The organism is Massilia sp. (genome assembly GCF_031995545.1).
Lineage (GTDB): Bacteria > Pseudomonadota > Gammaproteobacteria > Burkholderiales > Burkholderiaceae_D > Telluria.
In genome coordinates this window covers 54,830-74,883 of record NZ_DAMAGA010000016.1, presented here as the reverse complement: position 1 = coordinate 74,883, position 20,054 = coordinate 54,830, and the positions used below count along the sequence as shown (strand labels likewise).

The 20,054-nt window shown below is 66.9% G+C and carries 10 protein-coding genes; all 10 read left to right on the top strand.

The window, feature by feature from the left end; genetic code table 11:
• Nucleotides 1-258: 258 nt before the first annotated feature.
• The 10 genes from RTQ83_RS13415 to RTQ83_RS13370 all read left to right on the top strand — a co-directional run bounded on the left by RTQ83_RS13415 (nt 259) and on the right by RTQ83_RS13370 (nt 20,038).
• Nucleotides 259-3,465 (top strand): TonB-dependent receptor, encoded by a 3,207-nt coding sequence (locus RTQ83_RS13415; RefSeq protein ID WP_312515289.1) that lies wholly within the window; start codon nt 259-261, stop codon nt 3,463-3,465.
• A gap of 111 nt (nt 3,466-3,576) precedes the next feature.
• Nucleotides 3,577-5,112 (top strand): tryptophan halogenase family protein, encoded by a 1,536-nt coding sequence (locus RTQ83_RS13410; protein WP_312515286.1) that lies wholly within the window; start codon nt 3,577-3,579, stop codon nt 5,110-5,112.
• Nucleotides 5,109-7,796, top strand: coding sequence for a beta-mannosidase (locus RTQ83_RS13405; RefSeq protein ID WP_312515283.1), 2,688 nt, complete (start codon nt 5,109-5,111; stop codon nt 7,794-7,796). The genes RTQ83_RS13410 and RTQ83_RS13405 overlap by 4 nt, the downstream gene beginning before the upstream one ends.
• Nucleotides 7,793-11,263 carry a GH92 family glycosyl hydrolase gene (locus RTQ83_RS13400; protein ID WP_312515280.1) on the top strand — a complete coding sequence of 1,157 codons (3,471 nt, stop codon included), beginning with the start codon at nt 7,793-7,795 and terminating at the stop codon, nt 11,261-11,263. The genes RTQ83_RS13405 and RTQ83_RS13400 overlap by 4 nt, the downstream gene beginning before the upstream one ends.
• 285 nt (nt 11,264-11,548) lie before the next feature.
• A complete protein-coding gene (locus RTQ83_RS13395) occupies nt 11,549-12,535 on the top strand; it encodes a LacI family DNA-binding transcriptional regulator (protein ID WP_312515277.1) in 987 nt (328 codons plus the stop codon).
• Nucleotides 12,536-12,574: 39 nt separating this feature from the next.
• Nucleotides 12,575-13,792 (top strand): AGE family epimerase/isomerase, encoded by a 1,218-nt coding sequence (locus RTQ83_RS13390; protein ID WP_312515274.1) that lies wholly within the window; start codon nt 12,575-12,577, stop codon nt 13,790-13,792.
• On the top strand, nt 13,785-14,720 hold the full coding sequence (locus RTQ83_RS13385) for a carbohydrate kinase (RefSeq protein ID WP_312515271.1): 936 nt from the start codon (nt 13,785-13,787) through the stop codon (nt 14,718-14,720). Before RTQ83_RS13390 ends, RTQ83_RS13385 begins: the two co-directional genes overlap by 8 nt.
• Entirely contained in the window at nt 14,720-17,200 is a 2,481-nt protein-coding gene (locus RTQ83_RS13380; protein ID WP_312515366.1) for a GH92 family glycosyl hydrolase, read from the top strand. The genes RTQ83_RS13385 and RTQ83_RS13380 overlap by 1 nt, the downstream gene beginning before the upstream one ends.
• Before the next feature lie 106 nt (nt 17,201-17,306).
• Nucleotides 17,307-18,584 (top strand): sugar MFS transporter, encoded by a 1,278-nt coding sequence (locus tag RTQ83_RS13375; protein WP_312515268.1) that lies wholly within the window; start codon nt 17,307-17,309, stop codon nt 18,582-18,584.
• Nucleotides 18,585-18,682: 98 nt separating this feature from the next.
• Nucleotides 18,683-20,038: a chloride channel protein gene (locus RTQ83_RS13370; RefSeq protein ID WP_312515265.1), complete on the top strand. Its 1,356-nt coding sequence runs from the start codon at nt 18,683-18,685 to the stop codon at nt 20,036-20,038.
• Nucleotides 20,039-20,054 lie beyond the last annotated feature (16 nt).

Genomic DNA, 20,054 nt, shown 5'->3' with positions numbered 1-20,054 from the left:
TGAACCATTGTAATTTCCTTTGTATAACTTCTTCTTGTTGAAATGCGAGGCGCGATCGGATTGCAGACAGCGTCCGGTCGTTTAGTAAATCGGCGTTAGCTCATCCGTTTGCGCAGCATGCGTTTTTGGAAATCCAGCTGTGCAGACCGAGCCTTATCGCGTAGCGGTGCGGGGACCTGAACCCGTTTTCACGGACAAGAGCCCGTCTCTGCCACCGCCATAAAAAACAGCCCTAGCGGGCGAGACCAGGAGACTCACATGACCGCAACACCCAAAACCACCCAACAGCAACGCTGCCGCGTGACCCCGATCGCCATGGCGGTGAGCGTCGCGCTGCTGTCGCTGTCCAACGCCTATGCGCAAAGCGCGGCGGAAACCACCGCGGCGCCTGCGGCTGCACCGGCCACTGCGCCAGCAACCGCGTCGTCGGCCCAGCAGGGCGCGCCGGCCACCGCGCCGTCGCCGGCCGACCAGGCCGCGTCGGCCAACAGCGCCAACACCGTGCTGGTCACCGGCTACCGCTACTCGATCGAGAAGAGCCTGGATCAGAAGCGCGACGCCAACTCGATCGTCGAGGTGGTCACCGCCGAAGACGTGGGTAAATTCCCGGACAAGAACGTCGCCGACGCGCTGCAGCGCGTGCCGGGCGTGATCATCACCCGCAGCGGCGGCGAGGGCAAGAACGTCTCGGTGCGCGGCCTGTCGTCGGAACTGACGCTGACCCAGCTGAACGGCAACTACGTCGCCACCGCCGAATCGAACGGCGACCCGTCGCGTTCGTTCAACTACACCCTGATGCCGTCGAACATGCTGGCCAGCGCCGAGCTGTACAAGACCTCGGAAGCGCGCTTCGACGAAGGCGGCATCGGCGGCACCGTGATCCTGCGCACCCGCCGTCCGCTGGACGTGAAATCGGGTTCCGGCTTCCTGAACGCCGAAGGCACCTGGTCCGACACCACCAAGAAGACCGACCCGCAGATCTCGGGCCAGTACGCCTGGCACGACGAGAGCAACCGCTTCGGCTTCCTGGTCGGCTACACCCAGCAGAAACGCACCATCCGCAGCATGGGCGGCAGCACCTCGAACTGGCAGTGGTACAGCGACAGCCGCGCCACCAATCCGTCGGTCGACGTCAACGGCCAGCCGAACGGCCTGAACTCGTACTGGTGGGGTGAATCGGGCTTCTACACCCAGGACGGCGACTACTACACCAACTTCGCGCTGCCGACCTCGGTCAACCTGGACGTCACCACCAACGAGCGCGAGCGCAAGGGTGGCCAGCTGACCCTGCAGTTCAAGCCGCTGCGTAACCTGAACATGACTGCGAACTACTTCCGCTTCGACCTGAAGCAGAACACGCAGACCAACTCGCTCAAGATTCCGGAATGGAGCATCGCGCGCTACAACGGCGACGGCAACTATCCGGGCGGCCGCCTGCTGGACCGCTTCACGTTCGATCCGAGCGGCACCATCGTCACCGGCGCCCAGTACAGCGCGCGTCCGGGCAAGGCTTATTACTGCAACGCCGAACAGGCGGCGGCCGGCGGCCTGACCAACACCGGCGGCTTCGGTCCGGACGACTGCACCATCCCGACCCCGCAGATCGCCGGTAACTACAACCGCGAAAAAGCGCTGTCGCAGACCGCCGACTTCGAAATCGACTGGAAGGGCGAGTCGCTCGACGCCACCGTCAAGCTCGGCCGCACCTGGGCCGAAGGCGGTCCGGAAATGTCGCTCGGCATGCCGATCAAGCCACGCCGCCAGAACGCCGACGGCAGCTGGAGCCTGGGTAACTATTACTCGGCATGGGACCTGACCGGCACCCCGACCATGACCTTCTCGCCGGAACTGATGGCGAACCTGCGCAACGGCATCGGCGAGATCGACCTCGGCTCGACCAGCTCGTCGTGGACCCGCAACAAGACCGACCAGAACTACGCCCAGGCCGACCTGACCTGGCACGCGGACAACAGCAACTGGCTCGACTCGATCCAGTTCGGCGCCAAGTACCGCGACGGCGGCACCAACCGCCGCACCGGCAACAACTACTGGGCTTGCCAGGGCACCGACAAGGGCGACTACGACAACCGCTTCCAGAACGGCTGCGACGTCAACGCCAACAAGTTCCGTCCGGAGTTCCTGTACAGCGAAGAGCTGGGCAACCTCACCAATGGTGTCAAGGCAAGTGCGTTCCCGGGCATTAACTACCCGGCCTACATCCAGTACCTGAACAGCACCTACGGCGAGATGCAGACCCGTAACGAAGACAACTTCGTCTACAACGTCAGCGAGAAGATCACCTCGATGTACGTCCAGGCCAACATCAAGACCGACCGCCTGCGCGGTAACTTCGGCATGCGCGTGGTACGCACCCGCCAGCACGCCGATTCGACCGACCAGGTCGATTACTACAACGACTACTTCTTCAACGGTCCCGACGGCACCCCGGCGCCATGCCTGGCCGGCGGCGCACCGGCGGTCGGCGCACCGGCAGGTTCCGGCTGCACCAGCGGCTTCACCACCGTGCCGGACAGCCAGACCAATCCGGCCAGCGGCCACATCTCGACCTTCGTGGTCAGCGCACTGGACCGCACCTATACCGACTACCTGCCGAGCATGAACCTGGCGTTCGACCTGACCGACAACCTGCTGCTGCGCGGCGCGGCGTCGAAGGTGGTGGCGCGTCCGAGCTACAACGCGATCGCGGCCCCGGGCAGCCTGCGCAACTTCAGCCAGGAATACGTCAACGACCGCCGCTACATCGGCGGCGGCGACCAGGTCGGCTGGTTCGGTTCGGGCAGCAACAAGGAACTGGACGCCTACAAGGCGACCCAGTATGACCTGGGCCTGGAGTGGTACTTCAGCCGCGGCTCGGTGCTGGGTACGGCCCTGTTCCGCAAGAACGTGAGCAACTTCGCGGTGCCGGTGGTGCGCGACGTGACCCTCGACATCGGTGGCCAGTCGGTGGCGGTGCAGAGCTACAGCACCAGCGCCGGCGGGCGTGATGCGGTCTCGAAAGGTATCGAACTGTACGCGCAGCACACCTTCGACTCCGGCTTCGGCGTCCAGGCCAACTACACGTACAACAAGACCAACCAGGCCGCGATCACCCTGGCCAACGGCCAGCAGATCGGCACCTCGCCACTGGTGGGCAGCGCCAAGAACCAGGCCAACCTGACGGTGTTCTACTCGAACGACCAGATGATGCTGCGCGCCTCGTACAACCGTCGCGGCGAAGTGGTCAACGGCCTGGTCAACGGTCTGAACGTGTATGACGAGCCGTACAGCCAGGTCGACCTGAACGCGTCGTACAACTTCACCAAGGAACTGAGCCTGACCGCGTCGGTGCTCAACCTGACCGAAGAAGAGTCGCGTTCGCGTCTGGGTAACGACACCAAGGCGCGTTACTACTCCAGCGGCTACACCGGCCGTGTCGCCTACGTCGGCCTGAACTACAAGTTCTAAGCCGCGACCCTTCTCCCCGCCGCTCGCACGAGCGGGCGGGGAGGCGTTTTCCATGGCCTTGCCCGGGTTCGCGTTTGCCGCCCGGGCAAGGTCCTCTTCCATGGATAAGCCATGATTTCTCACGAAGCCAGCGCCCACGGGCGGGTCGGTGCGATCACGGTCGTCGGTGGCGGCAGCGCCGGCTGGATGGCCGCGGCCGCCCTGGCGACCTACCTCGGCAAGGGCGCGACGGTGCGCCTGGTCGAATCCGAGGAAATCGGCATCGTCGGCGTGGGCGAAGCCAGCGTGCCGCACCTGCGCCAGTTTAACGGCCAGTGGCTCGGCATCGACGAAGCCGAGTTCGTCCGACGCACTCAAGCCACCGCCAAGCTCGGCATCCAGTTCAACGACTGGGGCCGCATCGGCGACAGCTATATCCACGGCTTCGGCGCGATCGGCCGCTCGCTCGGTCCGCTGCCGTTCCACCAGTTCTGGCTCAAGCAGCGCCTGGCCGGCAAGGCCGGTCCGATCGGCGAGTATTCGCCGCAGAGCGTGATGGCGCCGCTGGGCAGGTTCGCCCCGGGCGACCGCAATGCCGGGCCCGATTCTCCGCTGGCCGACATCGCCTATGCTTACCACTTCGACGCCACCCTGTATGCGCGCTTCCTGCGCGAACTGGCCGAAAGCCGCGGCGTGCAGCGCATCGAAGGCAGGATCACGCAGGTCAGGCAGCGCGCCGACGATGGCTTCGTCGAGTCGCTCCTGCTCGAAAACGGCCAGACCGTCGAAGGCGAACTGTTCATCGATTGCTCGGGTTTCCGCGGCCTGCTGATCGAAGAGACCCTGAAGACCGGTTATACGGACTGGTCGCACTGGCTGCCGTGCGACCGCGCGCTGGCTGTGCCCAGCGAACGGGTCGATCCGATCACGCCGTACACCCGCGCCACCGCGCGCGCCGCCGGCTGGCAGTGGCGCATCCCGCTGCAGCACCGGATCGGCAACGGCTATGTGTACTCGAGCCGCCACGTCAGCGACGACGAAGCCGCAGCCACGCTGCTGGCCAACCTCGACGGCAAGGCCCTGGCCGAGCCGCGCCGGCTGGCCTTCACCACCGGCATGCGCAACAAGTTCTGGCACAAGAACGTGGTGGCGCTGGGACTGGCCGGGGGCTTCCTCGAGCCGCTCGAATCGACCAGCATCTACCTGGCCCAGTCCGGCGTCACGCGCATGCTGAACCTGTTCCCGCGGCGCGACTTCAATCCGCTGCTGGCCGAACGCTACAACCGCGAGAGCGCTTTCGAATACGAGCGCATCCGCGATTTCCTGATCCTGCACTACCACGCCACCAGCCGCGACGACACGCCGTTCTGGAATGCCTGCCGCACCATGGCGATCCCCGACAGCCTGCGTGACGCGATCGACCTGTTCCGCAGCGACGGGCGCTACCTGCGCCATGGCGACGACTTCTTCGCGCTGCCGAACTGGGTCCAGGTGATGCTGGGGCAGGGCATCGTGCCGCACAACTACCACCCGATGGTCGACGAAATGCCCGAGGACAAGCTCGCGGCCCACGTCGACGGCATGCGCGCCATGCTGGCGCAGGCCGCCGGCACCATGCCGACCCATCAGGAATGGATCGACCGCTACTGGAAGGCGCCCGCACCATGAACCAACTACTCTCTATCGCTTCGTTCGCGCGCATGCTGTGCGCACTGGCCCTGGCCGTGCTGGCCGCGCCGGCCCTGGCCGACAGCGTCACCCGATTGAGCATCGACAAGGGCTGGACCTTCCGCATGGTGCCCGGCCACGCCCAGGGCGCGGCGCACCCGGAGGCCGCGCCGTCGCGCGCCGCCAGCGTGCCCGGCACCGTGCACACCGACCTGCTGGCGCACAAGCTGATTCCGGATCCCTACGTCGGCGCGCCGGAAGCGGGCCTGCAATGGATCGGCCTGACCGACTGGGAATACCGCACCACCTTCGACGCCCCGGCCGCCAGCCTGCGCCATGCGCGCAGCGACCTGGTGTTCGAGGCGCTGGACACCTTCGCCGAAGTCTGGCTCAACGGCCACAAGATCCTGGATGCCGACAACGCCTTCCGCACCTGGCGTGTGCCGGTCGAAGGCAAGCTGCGCGCCCAGGACAACATCCTGCGCATCGTGTTCCGCTCGCCGATCGCGAAGATGCTGCCGCAGGTTCTGGCGATGCCGCACAAGATCGCCGGCAACTATCCATCGCCGTATGGCGACGAGCCGAAGGACGCGATGACCGGCAACTTCGTGCGCAAACCGGGCTACCACTACGGCTGGGACTGGGGTCCGCGCTACGTCACCGCCGGCATCACCAAGCCGGTCACGCTGCAGAGCTGGGACAATGTGCGCATCGATAACCTGCACCTGCGCCAGGACCGGGTCGACGCCAGCCGCGCCGACCTGACCGCCATCGCCGCCTTCGACGCGGCGCGTGCCGGCACGGTCGAGCTGCGCCTGTGGCAGACCGCGCCGGACGGCAAGCGTACGCTGGCCGCGCGCAAGCGCGCCGAGCTGCGCGCGGGCGCCAACCGGGTCGAACTGCCGGTGAGTGTGAAACATCCGCAGCGCTGGTTCCCGAACGGCTACGGCGCCCAGCCGCTGTACCGCTACGAACTGGAAGCGGGCGACGGCAAGACGGCCTTGACCGCGCTGTCGGCGCGCACCGGCCTGCGCAGCGTGGCCCTGCGTACCGACCAGGACAAGAAGGGCAAGGCCTTCTATTTCGTGGTCAACGGCATTCCGGTGTTCGCCAAGGGCGCGAACACCATCCCGTTCGACATGTTCCAGCCGCGTATCAGCCGCGAGCAATTGCGCAAGGTGCTGCAGCAGGCCAAGGACGCCAACATGAACATGCTGCGCAGCTGGGGCGGCGGCTACTACGAGAACGACGCCTTCTTCGAGCTGGCCGACGAAATGGGCCTCTTGGTGTGGCAGGACTTCATGTTCGGCGGCGGCATGCAGCCGGGCTATGACGACGCTTTCCGCGCCAGCGTGGTGGCGGAAGCGCGCGACCAGGTGCGGCGCCTGCGCAACCACCCGAGCGTGGTGCTGTGGTGCGGCAATAATGAAGAAGAAATCGCCTGGAAGTACTGGGGCCACGGCAAGACGCTGAAGGCGGCCGATCCGGCCTTCGCCGACAAGGTGTGGAAGGGCTACGTCCAGCTGTTCGGCGTCGACCTGCGCCAGGTGGTGAAAGAAGAAGCGGGCGGCATCGGCTACTGGTCCAGTTCGCCCGGCGAAGACCTGCAGGAAGTCGCCAACACGCAAGCCAGCGGCGACATGCATTACTGGGAAGTGTGGGGCAACCCGGCGCACCCGGTGAGCAAGTACCTGGAAATCACGCCGCGCTTCATGTCCGAATTCGGCCTGCAGGCCTGGCCGGTGCAGCGCACGATCGATGCCTTCGCCACCCGGGCCGAGCAGCAAATCGATTCGCCGGTGATCGAGGCGCACCAGAAATTCATGGCCGGTAAGGGCAACGAGCGCCTGATGAAGTACGTGAACGACGAGTTCGGCACCCCGACCGCGTTCGCCGATTTCGCCTACCTGAGCCAGGTGATGCAGGCCGAAGGCATCGAACTGGCCTCGCTGCACCACCGCCGCAGCCGTCCTTACACCATGGGCTCGCTGTACTGGCAGCTGAACGACGTGTGGCCGGGCTCGTCCTGGTCGAGCATCGACTGGTTCGGCCGTCCCAAAGCGCTGCACTTCCACGCGCGCCGCTTCTTCGCGCCGGTGGCCGTGGCCGCGCTGCGCGATCCGAAAGGCACGACTTCGGTCAGCCTGCTCAACGACCGTACCAAGCGCGTGCGCGGCGAGCTGCGTACCCGCGTCATGACCCTCGACGGCAAAGTGCTGCGCGACGAACGCAAGCCGGTCAACCTGGCGCCGCTCTCGAGCACCAAGGTGGCCGACTACCGCGACGCCGAGCTGCTCGGCAAGTCCGCAGCCGAAGACACCGTCGCCGTGTTCGAACTGCAGGCCGACGGCGAACCGGCCTCGCGCGGCGTGGTGTATTTCGCGCCCGCCAAACAGATCGCGTGGAAAGAGGCCGGTTTGAATACCATGCTGCGCCAGGACGGCGACGCCTTCCTGCTCGAGATCACGGCAAAGCGCCTGGCGCGCGGCGTCTGGATCGACTTCGGCGCGCTCGACGCCGAACTGCTTGAAAACGCCATCACCATCCTCCCGGGCGAACGCGTCACGCTGCGCGTGACTTCCGCCGCCACCGAAGGCGCCTTGCGCGCCGCCTTGACCATCCGCTCGCTGGCCGATGCAGTACCAGCGACCACCCCTCAGAACAGGAGCCCTTCCGCACCATGACGCAGAACGTAACCGCTCAAGCTACCCCACGCAACGCCGACGCGTTCGTCCGTACCAACCATCTGCCACGCCTGCGCACGGTCGCCGTGCAGGTCGCCGCCGCAGCATTCCTGCTCGGCTGCGCCAGCACCGGCACCGACAGCCTGGTCAAAGAAAAGAAACCGGCGCTGTTCTCGACCTCGTTCGAGGCCGCCGATCCGGTCCCGGCAACGATGGCCGACAACGGCGTGACCGTCGAACTGGGCGATGGCCCGGAACGCCCGTACACCGCCAAGGCCAAAGCCGGCTATACCGGCCTGCGCGCGCTGCGCTACCAGGCCGAAGGCGCGGGCGGCCGCCTGCAGCTGTTCCCGGTCGATATCGCGATCAAGGCCGACACCCTGCTATCGTGGAAAGTGCTGCCCGAGATCGTCGACGGCGACACCGTGGCCTCGACCGGCGTCTCGCTCGACCTGGTGCTGGACGACGGCCGCCGCATCTCCGGCATGATCATCAACGACCACCACGGCGTGCGCGTCGGCGCCGAGGCGCAGGGCCAGTCCAAGACCCTGTACCCGCAGCAGTGGGCCAACAAGATGGTGCGCCTGGGCGAACTGCAGGGCCGCCGCATCAAGTCGATCGAACTGGAAGTACAGCCGGCCGGCAGCGGCACCAGGGCCAGCGGCTGGATCGACGACATCGTGATCGCCGACCAGGCGCCGCTGGCCGTCACCCGTCCATCCGACTACGTGCTGGCCACGCGCGGCACCCAGGCGAATGGCACCTTCTCGCGCGGTAACAACATCCCGGCCACCGCGATGCCGCACGGCTTCAACTTCTGGACCCCGGTCACCGACGCCGGCACGCTCAGCTTCATGTACAGCTGGAACGAGAAGAACGGTGCGGACAACCGCCCGCGCCTGCAGGCGCTCTCGCTCAGCCACCAGCCGAGCCCGTGGATGGCCGACCGCCAGACCTTCCAGATCATGCCCTCCGCCGCCAAAGGCCAGCCGGATGCCGACCGCAAGGCCCGTTCGCTGTCGTTCTCGCACGAGCAGGAAGACGCGCGCGCCCATACCTATCGGGTCGACTTCGACAACGGCATCCGCGCCGAGATCGCGCCGACCGAGCGCGCCGCAGTGTTCCGCTTCCGCTTCCCGGACAATGGCGACGCCAACCTGCTGTTCGATAACGTCGACAACCGCGGCGGCCTGACCCTGGACGCCGCCAGCCAGACCCTGCGCGGCTACACCGACACCCGCAGCGGCCTGTCGAACGGCTCGGCGCGCATGTTCGTGTTCGCACGCTTCGACCAGCCGTGGAGCACCAGCAGCAACATCGAAACCGGCCGTCCGACCGGCTACATCAAGTTCAAGCCCGACGGCAACGGCGAAGTGCGGATGCGCATCGCCACCTCGATGATCTCGATCGAGCAGGCCCAGCGCAACCTGGACATGGAAGTCGGCGACGCCAGTTTCGAGACCGTGCGTGAGCGCGCCCAGGCGGCCTGGGACAAGGAACTCGACCGCGTGAAAGTGCAGGGCGCCAGCGAAGACCAGCTGGTCACCGTGTACTCGAACCTGTACCGCCTGTTCCTGTACCCGAACATGGCCCACGAAAACGTCGGCACCGCCGAGAAACCGGACTGGCGCCACGCCGACCAGAGCGGCTGGTCGAGCAACAACGCCGGCGGCGACGCAATGACCACCTCGGCCAAGGTCATCCCGGGCAAAAATTACGTCAACAACGGCTTCTGGGACACCTTCCGCACCACCTGGCCGGCCTACGCGCTGTTCGCCCCGACCCGCACCGGCGAGCTGGTGGACGGCTTCCTGCAGCAATACCGCGACGGCGGCTGGATGGCGCGCTGGTCGTCGCCGGGCTACGCCGACCTGATGGTCGGCACCAGCTCCGACGTCGCCTTCGCCGATGCCTGGCTGAAGGGCGTGCGCGGCTTCGACGCGCACCAGGCCTATGAAGCGGGGCTGAAGAACGCCACCGCGGTGCCGCCGGTCTCGAACGTCGGCCGCAAGGGCCTGGCCAAGTCGATGTACCGCGGCTATGCCGACACCTCGGTGCACGAGGGCATGTCGTGGACGCTGGAAGGCGCGCTGAACGACTTCGGCCTGGCCCAGATGGGGCAGGCGCTGGCCAAGGACGAGAAGGACCCGGCCAAGGCGCGCCGCTACCGCGAGGAAGCGGAATACTTCGGCGCGCGCGCGGCCGACTACGTGCACCTGTTCGACCCGGCCACCCGTTTCTTCCGCGGCCGCGACGCCAAGGGCCAGTGGCGCCAGCCGGCATCCGCTTTCGAGCCGCGCCTGTGGGGTTCGGACTATACCGAAGCGAACGCCTGGACCTTCGCCTTCACCACCCCGCACGATGCCGAAGGCCTGGCCACGCTGCTGGGCGGACGCGACAAGCTGGCGGGACGCCTGGACCAGTTCTTCGCCACCGAGGAAACCGCCGAGCGCAAGTTCTCGGGCCGCTACCACGGCGTGATCCATGAAATGACCGAAGCGCGCGACGTGCGCATGGGCATGTACGCGCACAGCAACCAGCCGGCGCACCATATCCCGTGGCTGTACGTGTCGGCCGGCCAGCCGTGGAAGACGCAAGCGATCACGCGCGAAGCGATGCGCCGCCTGTACCTGGGCAGCGAGATCGGCCAGGGCTATGCCGGCGACGAGGACAATGGCGAGATGTCGGCCTGGTATACCTTCGCCATGATGGGCCTGTATCCGATGCGCATGGGTTCGCCCGAATACGTGATCGGCTCGCCGGCATTTGCCCGCACCGAGGTGAAACTCGAAAACGGCAAGCTGCTGACCGTGATCGCCCACGACAACAGCCCGCGCAACGTGTACGTGCAGTCGCTGAAGGTCAACGGCCAGCCATGGAACAAGGCCTGGATCCGCCACGCCGACATCGCCGACGGCGCCACCCTGGAATTCACGATGGGCAGCGCGCCGTCGAACTGGGGCAGCGACGCGGCCTCGCTGCCGGCGTCGATGACCGAAGCCGGCCGCCAGCCGACGATACTGCACGATCGCGCCAGCAATGCGCGCCGCGTGACCTTGACCGGCGTGGCCAAGCCGGGCGCGCTGCTCGACGACGATGCGGCGACCCAGCTGGCGATTCCGGCGCGCGCCAATGTCGGCTTCGCCCTGGCGGCCCCGACCACGATCAGCTACTACACCATCACCGCCGGCAAGACCGCGCTGCAGGGCCTGGGCTGGACGCTGGAAGGCCGTGGCGGCAAGGGCGGCAACCGCTGGGTGCAGCTCGACAAGCGCAGCGGCGAGCGCTTCGACTGGGCGCTGCAGCTGCGCCCGTTCGGCATCGCCAAGCCGGGCGCCTACCGCGAGTATCGCCTGCGCTTCGATAACGGTTCGACGGTGGAGCTGGCCGAGCTGGAACTGCTGGAATCGGCGCCGGGCAAGGCGTCGGAAGGCGCGCTGACCCAGTCGAAATTCAGCGCGCAGTAAACACGCGTCATTACCTTGGCAACTATGTAAATGCGCATGCGGCAGGGATGCCGTATGCGCGTTTACTAAAATCCGCTAAAAAGCACACAAATCAGCCCGCTTTTGTTGACTCGATGAAAAGGCGACTGATATAAAACACACTATTAACACGCGCGTTCATTCAGACAGGACGACGCCTGAAGACGCGACTACAAGCGTTTATTAAACCCGTACCGGAGACACAGCAATGCAGTTGATCGCGACGCACGCCACGCTGCGCGGGCGCCAGGCAATGGAGGCGCAGCCGTGAGCCAGGTGACCCTGCGCGACATCGCCGCCGCCACCGGCCTGTCGATCGGCACCGTGTCGCGCGCGCTCAAGAACCAGGCCGGCATGACCGAGGCCACGCGCAACACCGTGCGCGAGACCGCCATGCGCCTCGGCTACGACTTTTCGCAGCTGAAAAAAGGCCGTATCCGCCGCATCGCCTTCCTGCTGCACAGCCAGCACAACACGCTGACCTCCAGCCCGTTCTTCTCGCCCGTGCTGCATGGCGCCGAAGAGGCCTGCCGCCGCGAAGGAATCGCCCTGTCCCTGATCGTGGTGGGACCGGCCGAGCCGGTGCTGGATCAACTGCGCCTGCACCAGCCGGACGCGATCCTGTGCGCCGGCTTCTTCGAGCCCGAAGTGCTGGCCGCGCTGCAGCAGGTTGGCAAACCGATGGTGCTGGTCGACATGCACCGGCGCGGCTTCACCTCGATCAATCCGGACAACATGAACGGCGGTTATCTCGCCACCCAGCACCTGCTGCGCACCGGCCGCAAGCGCATCGCCATGCTCACCGGCTCGCTGGCCCACTACAGCATCCAGCAGCGCAACCGGGGCTTTCGCCAGGCGCTGTTCGACGCCAAGGTGCACGCCGATCCGAACCTGGAAGTGATCGTGCCGACCATGGGCGAAGGCGAGGAGGGCGTGATCGAAGCGGTGCGCAGCCTGCTGAACCTGTCCAAGCGTCCCGACGCGCTGTTCTGCTACAACGACAGCACCGCCCTGGTGGCCATGAAGTACTGCCTGGGCGAAGGCCTGCGCATTCCATCCGACCTCGCGATCGTCGGCTTCGACGATATCGCCGCCGCCGCCGCGGCGATTCCGCCGTTGTCCACCGTGCGCGTCGACAAGGAAGCGCTCGGCCGTGCCGGCGTCGAATGCCTGCTGCACAAGCCGGAAGAACAATCCGCCCAGATAACCCTGCCAGTCGAAATGATCGTGCGCGAAAGCAGCTACGACGACTGACGCCCCCGAGCCACCCGAGCCATTCAGACCCGAGCCACTATGACCACACTCCCGAACTTCCGCAGCCCGGCCGTGCTGCTCGACCATGCGCGCCACACCATGCGCTTCTACCACCCGCGCGCGATCGATCCCGCCGGCGGCATGTTCCAGTACTTCAAGGACGACGGCTCGGTGTACGACGCCACCCATCGCCACCTGGTCAGCAGCACGCGCTTCGTGTTCACCTACGCGATGGCTTACCGCCACTTCAACGACCCGGCCTACCTGGAAGGCCTGAAGCACGCGGTCAAGTTCGTGCGCGAAGCGCACCGCGCCCCGGATGGCGGCGGCTACGCCTGGATGCTCAACGGCGGCGCGATCGAGGACGGCACTCAGCACGCCTATGGCGAAGCCTTCGTGCTGCTGGCCTACGCCCACGCCACCATGGCCGGCGTCGAAGAAGCGCGCCAGTGGATCGCGGAAGCGTTCGATCTGATGGAAAAGCGCTTCTGGAACGCGGCCGACGGGCTGTATGCGGACGAAGCGAGCCAGGACTGGAGCGAGCTGTCGACCTACCGCGGCCAGAACGCCAACATGCACGCCTGCGAGGCGCTGCTGGCGGCGCACCAGGCCACGGGCGAACGGCGCTACCTGGAACGCGCCTACACGGTCGCCTTCAACATCACCCAGCGCCAGGCCGAACGTTGCGGTGGCCTGATCTGGGAACACTACGACACCGAGTGGCAGCCGGACTGGAAGTTCAACATCGACGACCCGGAAAACCTGTTCCGCCCATGGGGCTACCAGCCGGGCCACTTCACCGAGTGGGCCAAGCTCCTGGTAATGCTGGAAGCGCGCGGCAAGGGCACGCTGGACCAGGACCTGGAGTGGCTGCTGCCGACCGCCGAACGCCTGTTCAAGGTGGCGGTGGAGAAGGGCTGGGACACCAAGAACGGCGGCCTGGCGTATTCGCTGGCGCCGGACCTGACTATCTGCGACTACCACAAGTACTTCTGGGTCCAGGCCGAGAGCGCGGCCGCCGCCGCCATGCTGGCCCAGCGCACCGGCAACGAGGAATACTGGGTCTGGTACGAACGTCTGTGGGCCTACAGCTGGACCCATTTCGTCGACCACGAATATGGCGCCTGGTACCGCATCCTGGACCGCGAGAACCGCAAGCTGAGCGACGAGAAGAGCCCGGCCGGCAAGGTCGACTACCACACCATGGGCGCCTGCTACGACATCGTGGCCGCGCTGACGAAGGCCGACCATGCATGAGGTGAAGCTTGAAAATGCGCCGGTGATGCTGTGCGCCGGCGAGGCGCTGACCGACATGATCCACCGCGGTAACGAGGAATGGGTCAGCCGCGTCGGCGGTTCGACCTGGAACGTGGCGCGCGCGCTGGCGGCGCTGGGCGAGCGCACCGCGTTCGCCGGCGCGATCAGCAACGACCGCTTCGGCGACGCCCTGTGGGCTGCCAGCGAAGCCGGTGGGCTCGACCTGCGCATGCTGCAGCGCGTCGATCGTTCTCCGCTGCTGGCGATTGTCGAAAGCGAGCCGCCCAGCTACTTCTTCGTCGGAGACGACAGCGCCGACCTGCACTTCGACCCGACCGCGCTGCCGGCCGGCTGGATGGACGGCTTGCAATGGGCCCACTTCGGCGGCATCAGCCTGGCACGCCAGCCGCTGGCCGCCAGGCTGGTCGACCTGGCGCGCGAACTGAAGTCGCGCGGCGTCAGGATCAGCTTCGACCCGAATTTCCGCAACCTGATGGACGAGCGCTACACCCCGACGCTGGAAGCGATGGCCACGCTGGCCGACCTGGTCAAGGTGTCCGACGACGACCTGCGCGGCCTGTTCCCGGGCCTCGAGCTGGACGCGGCGCTGGCCAAGGTGCGCAGCTTCAACCCGCAGGCGCTGGTGCTGTTTACGCGCGGCGCACAAGGCGCCAGCCTGCTGCGCGGCGACGAACGGGCCGATGCGCGCTCGCCGAAAATCGACGTGGTCGATACGGTCGGCGCCGGCGACGCCAGCGCCGCCGGCCTGCTGCGCAGCCTGCACCACCACCCGGAGCGTAGTCTCCAATCGCACCTGCACGCCGCACTGGCGGCCGGTTCCGCCGCCTGCCTGCAGTCGGGCGCCACCCCGCCGCACGCCGCGGCCATGCAACAGTTGTTCGAACAGCTCGAAGGAGAAGTATCTTGATGAGTCGTATCCGCACCAAGCCATTCCAGCCTGCGCGCCGCAGCCTGATCGCCCTCAGCGTCGCCCTGAGCGTCTGCGCCCTGCCTGCCGGCGTGCCGCACGCGCTGGCCGCCGGCGCGCCTGCGACCGCCAAGATCGCCGCAGGCTCGATGCCGGTGAACACCTTCATCGGCACCCAGGACGAAGGCAATACCTTCCCCGGCGCCTCGGCCCCGTTCGGCCTGATCCAGGTGAGCCCGATCGCCGACCACTACGCCGGCTACCGCTACACCGACAAGAAGATCCGCGGCTTCGGCCACTCGTTCGTCTCCGGCGCCGGCTGCTGGGAGCAGGGTGGCCAGCTGTCGGTGTTGCCGGTGACCGGCACCATCGGCAAGGGCGGCGACTTCGACACCGATAAAAAAGGCACGTTCGACCACAAGAAATACGCCGCCGAATACAGCCACGACGGCGAAGTCGGCGAAGCCGGCTACTACAAGGTCAAGCTGACCAGCTACGACGGCATCACCGCCGAATCGACCGCGCTGACCCGCGCCGCCGCCGAGCGCTACACCTTCGAGGGCAACGCCGCCACCGGCCACGTGCTGCTGAACCTGGGCCAGGCCAACGAGCGCCACTCGGTGATCGGCAGCGAAGTCAAGATCGTCGACGGCAACGCCGTCGAAGGCCGCATCGTCACCCGCAGCTTCTGCGGCGGCGCCAAGTACACCACCTGGTTCCGCATGGAGTTCGACCAGCCGGTGGTGGCCCACGGCGTGTGGGACGACCGCGCCGGCTGGCCCGGCACCACCGGTCCAAGCCAGCAGGGCGAAGCCAAGCCGCACGGCGTGTGGCTGAGCTTTGACCTGAAGAAGAACCGTTCGGTGACCGCGCTGAGCGCGATCTCGCACGTCGACCAGGAAGGCGCGCGCATCAACCTGCGCGCCGACGGCATGGACAACGGCCGCCCGATCAGTTTTGACGCGATGAAGGCCAGGTCGCAGGCCGCATGGCAGCGCGAGCTGGCCAGCATCCGCATCGAAGGCGGCAGCAAGGACGACCGCACCGTGTTCTACACCTCGCTGTACCACGCGCTGCTGCAGCCGATGACCGGCAACGACGCCGACGGCCGCTACCGCGGCTACGACGACAAGATCCACACCGCCAAGGACTGGACCTACTACGAGTACTTCTCGCTGTGGGACACCTACCGCAGCCAGAACCAGATGCTGGCGCTGCTGCGTCCGGAACGCGCGCGCGACATCGCCAACTCGGTGCTGAAGATCCGCGAGCAGGGCGGCTGGCTGCCGCGCTGGGGCTACGCCAACTTCGAGACCAACATCATGACCGGCGACCCGGTCACCCCGTTCATGGTCGACCTGTGGCGCTACGGCGCACTGAAGGGCCGCGAACAGGAGGCCTGGACCGCGCTGCGCGAGAACGCCTTCAGCGTGCCGGCGCACGGCATCCGTCCACAGGGCCGTTCGGGCAACCCGAGCTACCTGAAGAACGGCTTCGTGCAGCACGAGCGCAGCTTCATCTCGAAGGGCATGGACACCGACCCGCACCACGGCGCCTCGTCGACGCTGGAATACGCGCTGGCCGACGGCTCGCTGGCGATCATGGCCAAGGCGCTCGGCAAGACCGAGGATGCCCAGGCACTGGCGCAGCGCGCCGGCAACTGGAAGCAGGTGTGGGATCCGAGCGTGGTCGACGAACCGACCGGCGAGCGCGGCTTCCCGCGTCCGAAGACCGAAGACGGCAAGTGGTTCAGCGATGTCGGCAGCAGCTACGATCCGCGCGGCGACCATGGCTTCCATGAAGGCACCGCCTGGCAGTACCAGTGGCTGGTGCAGCAGGACGTGCCGGGATTGGTAAGCGCGATGGGCGGCCACGACCATGCGCTGAAACGCCTGGACCAGTTCTTCGACTACCCGGCGGTGCTGGCCGACCCGAACGCGGTGCGCAAGTCGTGGGTGGTGGGACCGTACAGCTACTACGCCCAGTTCCGCTACAACCCGAACAACGAGCCTGACCTGCACGCACCGTGGATGTACACCCTGATGGGCCAGCCGTGGAAGACGGCCACCATCCTGCGTGGCGCCGAAACGCTGTTCACCAACGGTCCGGGCGGTGTGACCGGCAACGACGACTTGGGCACGATGTCGTCCTGGTACCTGTTCAGCGCGCTGGGCATCTATCCGGACATGCCGGGCAGCGGCCGCTTCCTGCTGCACGCACCGCGCTTCGCCAGCGCCGAGATCGACCTCGGCACCGGCAAGACCCTGCGCATCGAAGCGCCGGGCGCCAAGCCGGGCCAGCGCAGCTATGTGCAGTCGGTGAACTACGGCGGCCGTAATGTGGAACGCGTATGGCTGGACTGGGAACAGATCCAGGCCGGCGGCACCCTGAAGTACAAGCTGAGTGCACAGCCGGACACCAAGGGCTGGGGCACGCGCGCCAAGGATCTGCCGGCGGCGCCGGCAGGCATGGCCCGTTGAGCTGACGTAATGCAGTAAGCAGTACCGGAACGCCGAGGAGACCCCTCGGCGTTTCGTCTATACACACTCGGGCAACCGAACAAGATACCGAATACCAGGAGACAGCATGGCAAACATGGCATACAACGCGCCCCCGGCGCAGCAGGAAGGGCCCGGCGGGGCGCAGCAACTCGACAGCAACACGGGGGCGCTGGTCATCGTCACCATCCTGTTCTTCATGTGGGGCCTGATCACGTCGCTCAACGACGTGCTCATTCCCCACCTCAAGGCGATCTACACGCTGACCTATGTGCAGGCCATGCTGGTGCAGTTCTGCTTCTTCGGCGCCTACGCCATCGTGTCACTGCCGGCCGGTGCCCTGATCCGCCGCATCGGCTACCAGAAGGGCGCCGTCACGGGCCTGCTGATCGCGGCGGTCGGCTGCGCGCTGTTCTACCCGGCCTCGTTCAGCGGCTACGGCGTGTTCCTGTTCGCCTTCTTCGTGCTGGCCTCGGGCATCACGGTGCTGCAGGTGGCGGCCAACCCCTACGTCGCGGTACTCGGACCGGCGCGCACCGCCTCCAGCCGCCTGACGTTGACACAAGCTTTCAACTCACTCGGCACCACCATCGGCCCGGCGGTCGGCGGCCTGTTGATCCTGTCGGCGGTCGGTGCGACTGCCGGCGCGGTGCTCGATCCGGCGGCGGAAGCGGCCACCGTGCGCGGTCCTTACCTGGCGCTGGCCGGCACCCTGGTGGTGCTGGCGGTGCTGTTCATGATGGCGAAACTGCCGAAGATCGACGACAGCGCCGAAGTGGCAGCAGTCAGCGGAGCCAAAGGCTCGGTGCTGGCGCACCGCCATCTGGTGCTGGGCGCGATCGGCATCTTCCTGTACGTCGGCGCCGAAGTGAGCATCGGCAGCTTCCTGATCAACTTCCTGGGCGAGTCGCACATCGCCGCTTTGTCCCACGCCGACGCCGCGCACTACGTCAGCATCTACTGGGGCGGCGCCATGATCGGCCGCTTCATCGGCTTCGCCGTGATGCGCGTGGTCAGCCCGGGCAAGACCCTGGCCTTCAACTCGGTGGCCGCGATCGTGCTGGTGCTGGTCGGTACCTTCGGCGAAGGCAGCCTGGCGATGTGGGCGATCCTGGCGGTCGGCCTGTGCAACTCGATCATGTTCCCGACCATCTTCAGCATGGCGCTGCACAACCTGGGCAAGCAGACCGGCCAGGCCTCGGGCATCCTGTGCATGGCGATCGTCGGCGGCGCGCTGGTGCCGTTCGCGCAGGGCGCGCTGGCCGATTCGATGGGCGTGCAGCTGTCGTTCCTGCTGCCGGCGGCGTGCTATGGCTTCATCCTGTATTTCGGCGCCAAGTATGCGTCGATGTACGCGGCCAAGTAAGCACGGCTCTGCCATGTTCCGCTTGATGGGAAGTCAAGCGGAACATTCGTGCAAATGTATTTGCGCTATAATGACGGCTTGCCCCGCAAGCCGCCATCATGCTTCCCGAGACCCCTCAGCACGACGTCCGTAGCGCGTTTCAGCGCGAAATCATCTCCCCCAATATCTGGCATACCCGCATCGTCGTGGTCGGCATGGCCGCCGTCGCCGGCCTGGTCGTGGTCGGCTTCACCTGGCTGGCCGAGACCGCCTTCTTCGCCTTCCTCGGCCTGAGCCGGGTGGCGTGGTGGGCACCGTTGCTGTGGACGCCGCTGGTGTGCGCCGCCATCGCCTGGACCACGCGCCGTTACGCGCGCGGCGCCGGCGGCTCAGGCATTCCGCAGGTGGTGGCGGCGCTCGACCCGGCGCTGTCGGGCGGACGGCGGCCGCTGCTGGTGTCGCTGCGCCTGAGCCTGGCGAAGATCGGCCTGACGTCGGCCGGCTTCCTGGGCGGCATGTCGCTCGGGCGCGAAGGCCCGTCGGTGCAGATCGCCGCCGGCGTGATGCTGAGCGCGCGCCGCTTCCTGCCGAAGAAGAGCGGCATCAGCGCCCACGCGCTGCTGGTGGCGGGCGGCGCGGCCGGTATCGCGGCTGCCTTCAACACGCCGCTGGCCGGCGTCATGTTCGCCATCGAAGAACTCTCGCGTACGCCCGAGCAGCGCAACAGCGGCCTGCTGGTGGCCGGCATCGTGCTGGCCGGCCTGATCTCGGTCTCGGTGTACGGAAACGGCACCCACTTCGGCGTGATCCACCCGGGGCCGATCGGCCTGGCGCTGCTGGGGCCGGGCGTGCTGGTGGCGGTGGTGTGCGGCCTGGCCGGCGGCCTGTTCGCGCGCCTCCTGGTGACGTGCCTGCGTGGCCAGTCGCCCGACCTGCCGACGCGCTGGCGCGCCCGCTATCCGGTGCGCTTCGCGGCCGGCTGCGGCCTGGCGGTGGCGGTGATCGGCGTGATCAGCGGCGGCGCCACCTACGGCAGCGGCAACGAAGCCACCGCCGGCCTGCTCGGCAACGAAGCCAGCGTGCCGGGCGCATATACCCTGTTCAAGTTCGCCGCCACCTGGCTGACCGCCTGGTCAGGCATCCCGGCCGGCATCTTCGCGCCGTCGCTGTCGATCGGCGCTTCGCTCGGCCACGACGTGGCGCTGCTGACCGGTTACTCGGGCGGCGCGGCGCTGATCGCGCTGGGGATGGTCGGCTTCCTGGCGGCGGCCACGCAGGCGCCGCTGACGGCCTTCATCATCGTGATGGAAATGGTGGATGGCCACAGCATGGTGCTGAGCCTGATGGCGTGCGCGGTGGTATCGAGTACGGTGTCGCGTGTGCTCAGCCCACCGTTGTATGGTGCGCTGGCGCTGCTGCAGTTGCCGCCTCGGGTGGAGCGGCAGGCCGAGGGCCGCGTGGCGGCGCCGCACTGATGCGCGGCGCCGCCAC

Coding starts and splice junctions, on each gene's coding strand:
- RTQ83_RS13375 (WP_312515268.1), top strand. CDS start 17,307: ATGGCAAACATGGCATACAACGCGCCCCCGGCGCAGCAGGAAGGGCCC.
- RTQ83_RS13390 (WP_312515274.1), top strand. CDS start 12,575: ATGACCACACTCCCGAACTTCCGCAGCCCGGCCGTGCTGCTCGACCAT.
- RTQ83_RS13380 (WP_312515366.1), top strand. CDS start 14,720: ATGAGTCGTATCCGCACCAAGCCATTCCAGCCTGCGCGCCGCAGCCTG.
- RTQ83_RS13370 (WP_312515265.1), top strand. CDS start 18,683: ATGCTTCCCGAGACCCCTCAGCACGACGTCCGTAGCGCGTTTCAGCGC.
- RTQ83_RS13385 (WP_312515271.1), top strand. CDS start 13,785: ATGCATGAGGTGAAGCTTGAAAATGCGCCGGTGATGCTGTGCGCCGGC.
- RTQ83_RS13410 (WP_312515286.1), top strand. CDS start 3,577: ATGATTTCTCACGAAGCCAGCGCCCACGGGCGGGTCGGTGCGATCACG.
- RTQ83_RS13400 (WP_312515280.1), top strand. CDS start 7,793: ATGACGCAGAACGTAACCGCTCAAGCTACCCCACGCAACGCCGACGCG.
- RTQ83_RS13415 (WP_312515289.1), top strand. CDS start 259: ATGACCGCAACACCCAAAACCACCCAACAGCAACGCTGCCGCGTGACC.
- RTQ83_RS13405 (WP_312515283.1), top strand. CDS start 5,109: ATGAACCAACTACTCTCTATCGCTTCGTTCGCGCGCATGCTGTGCGCA.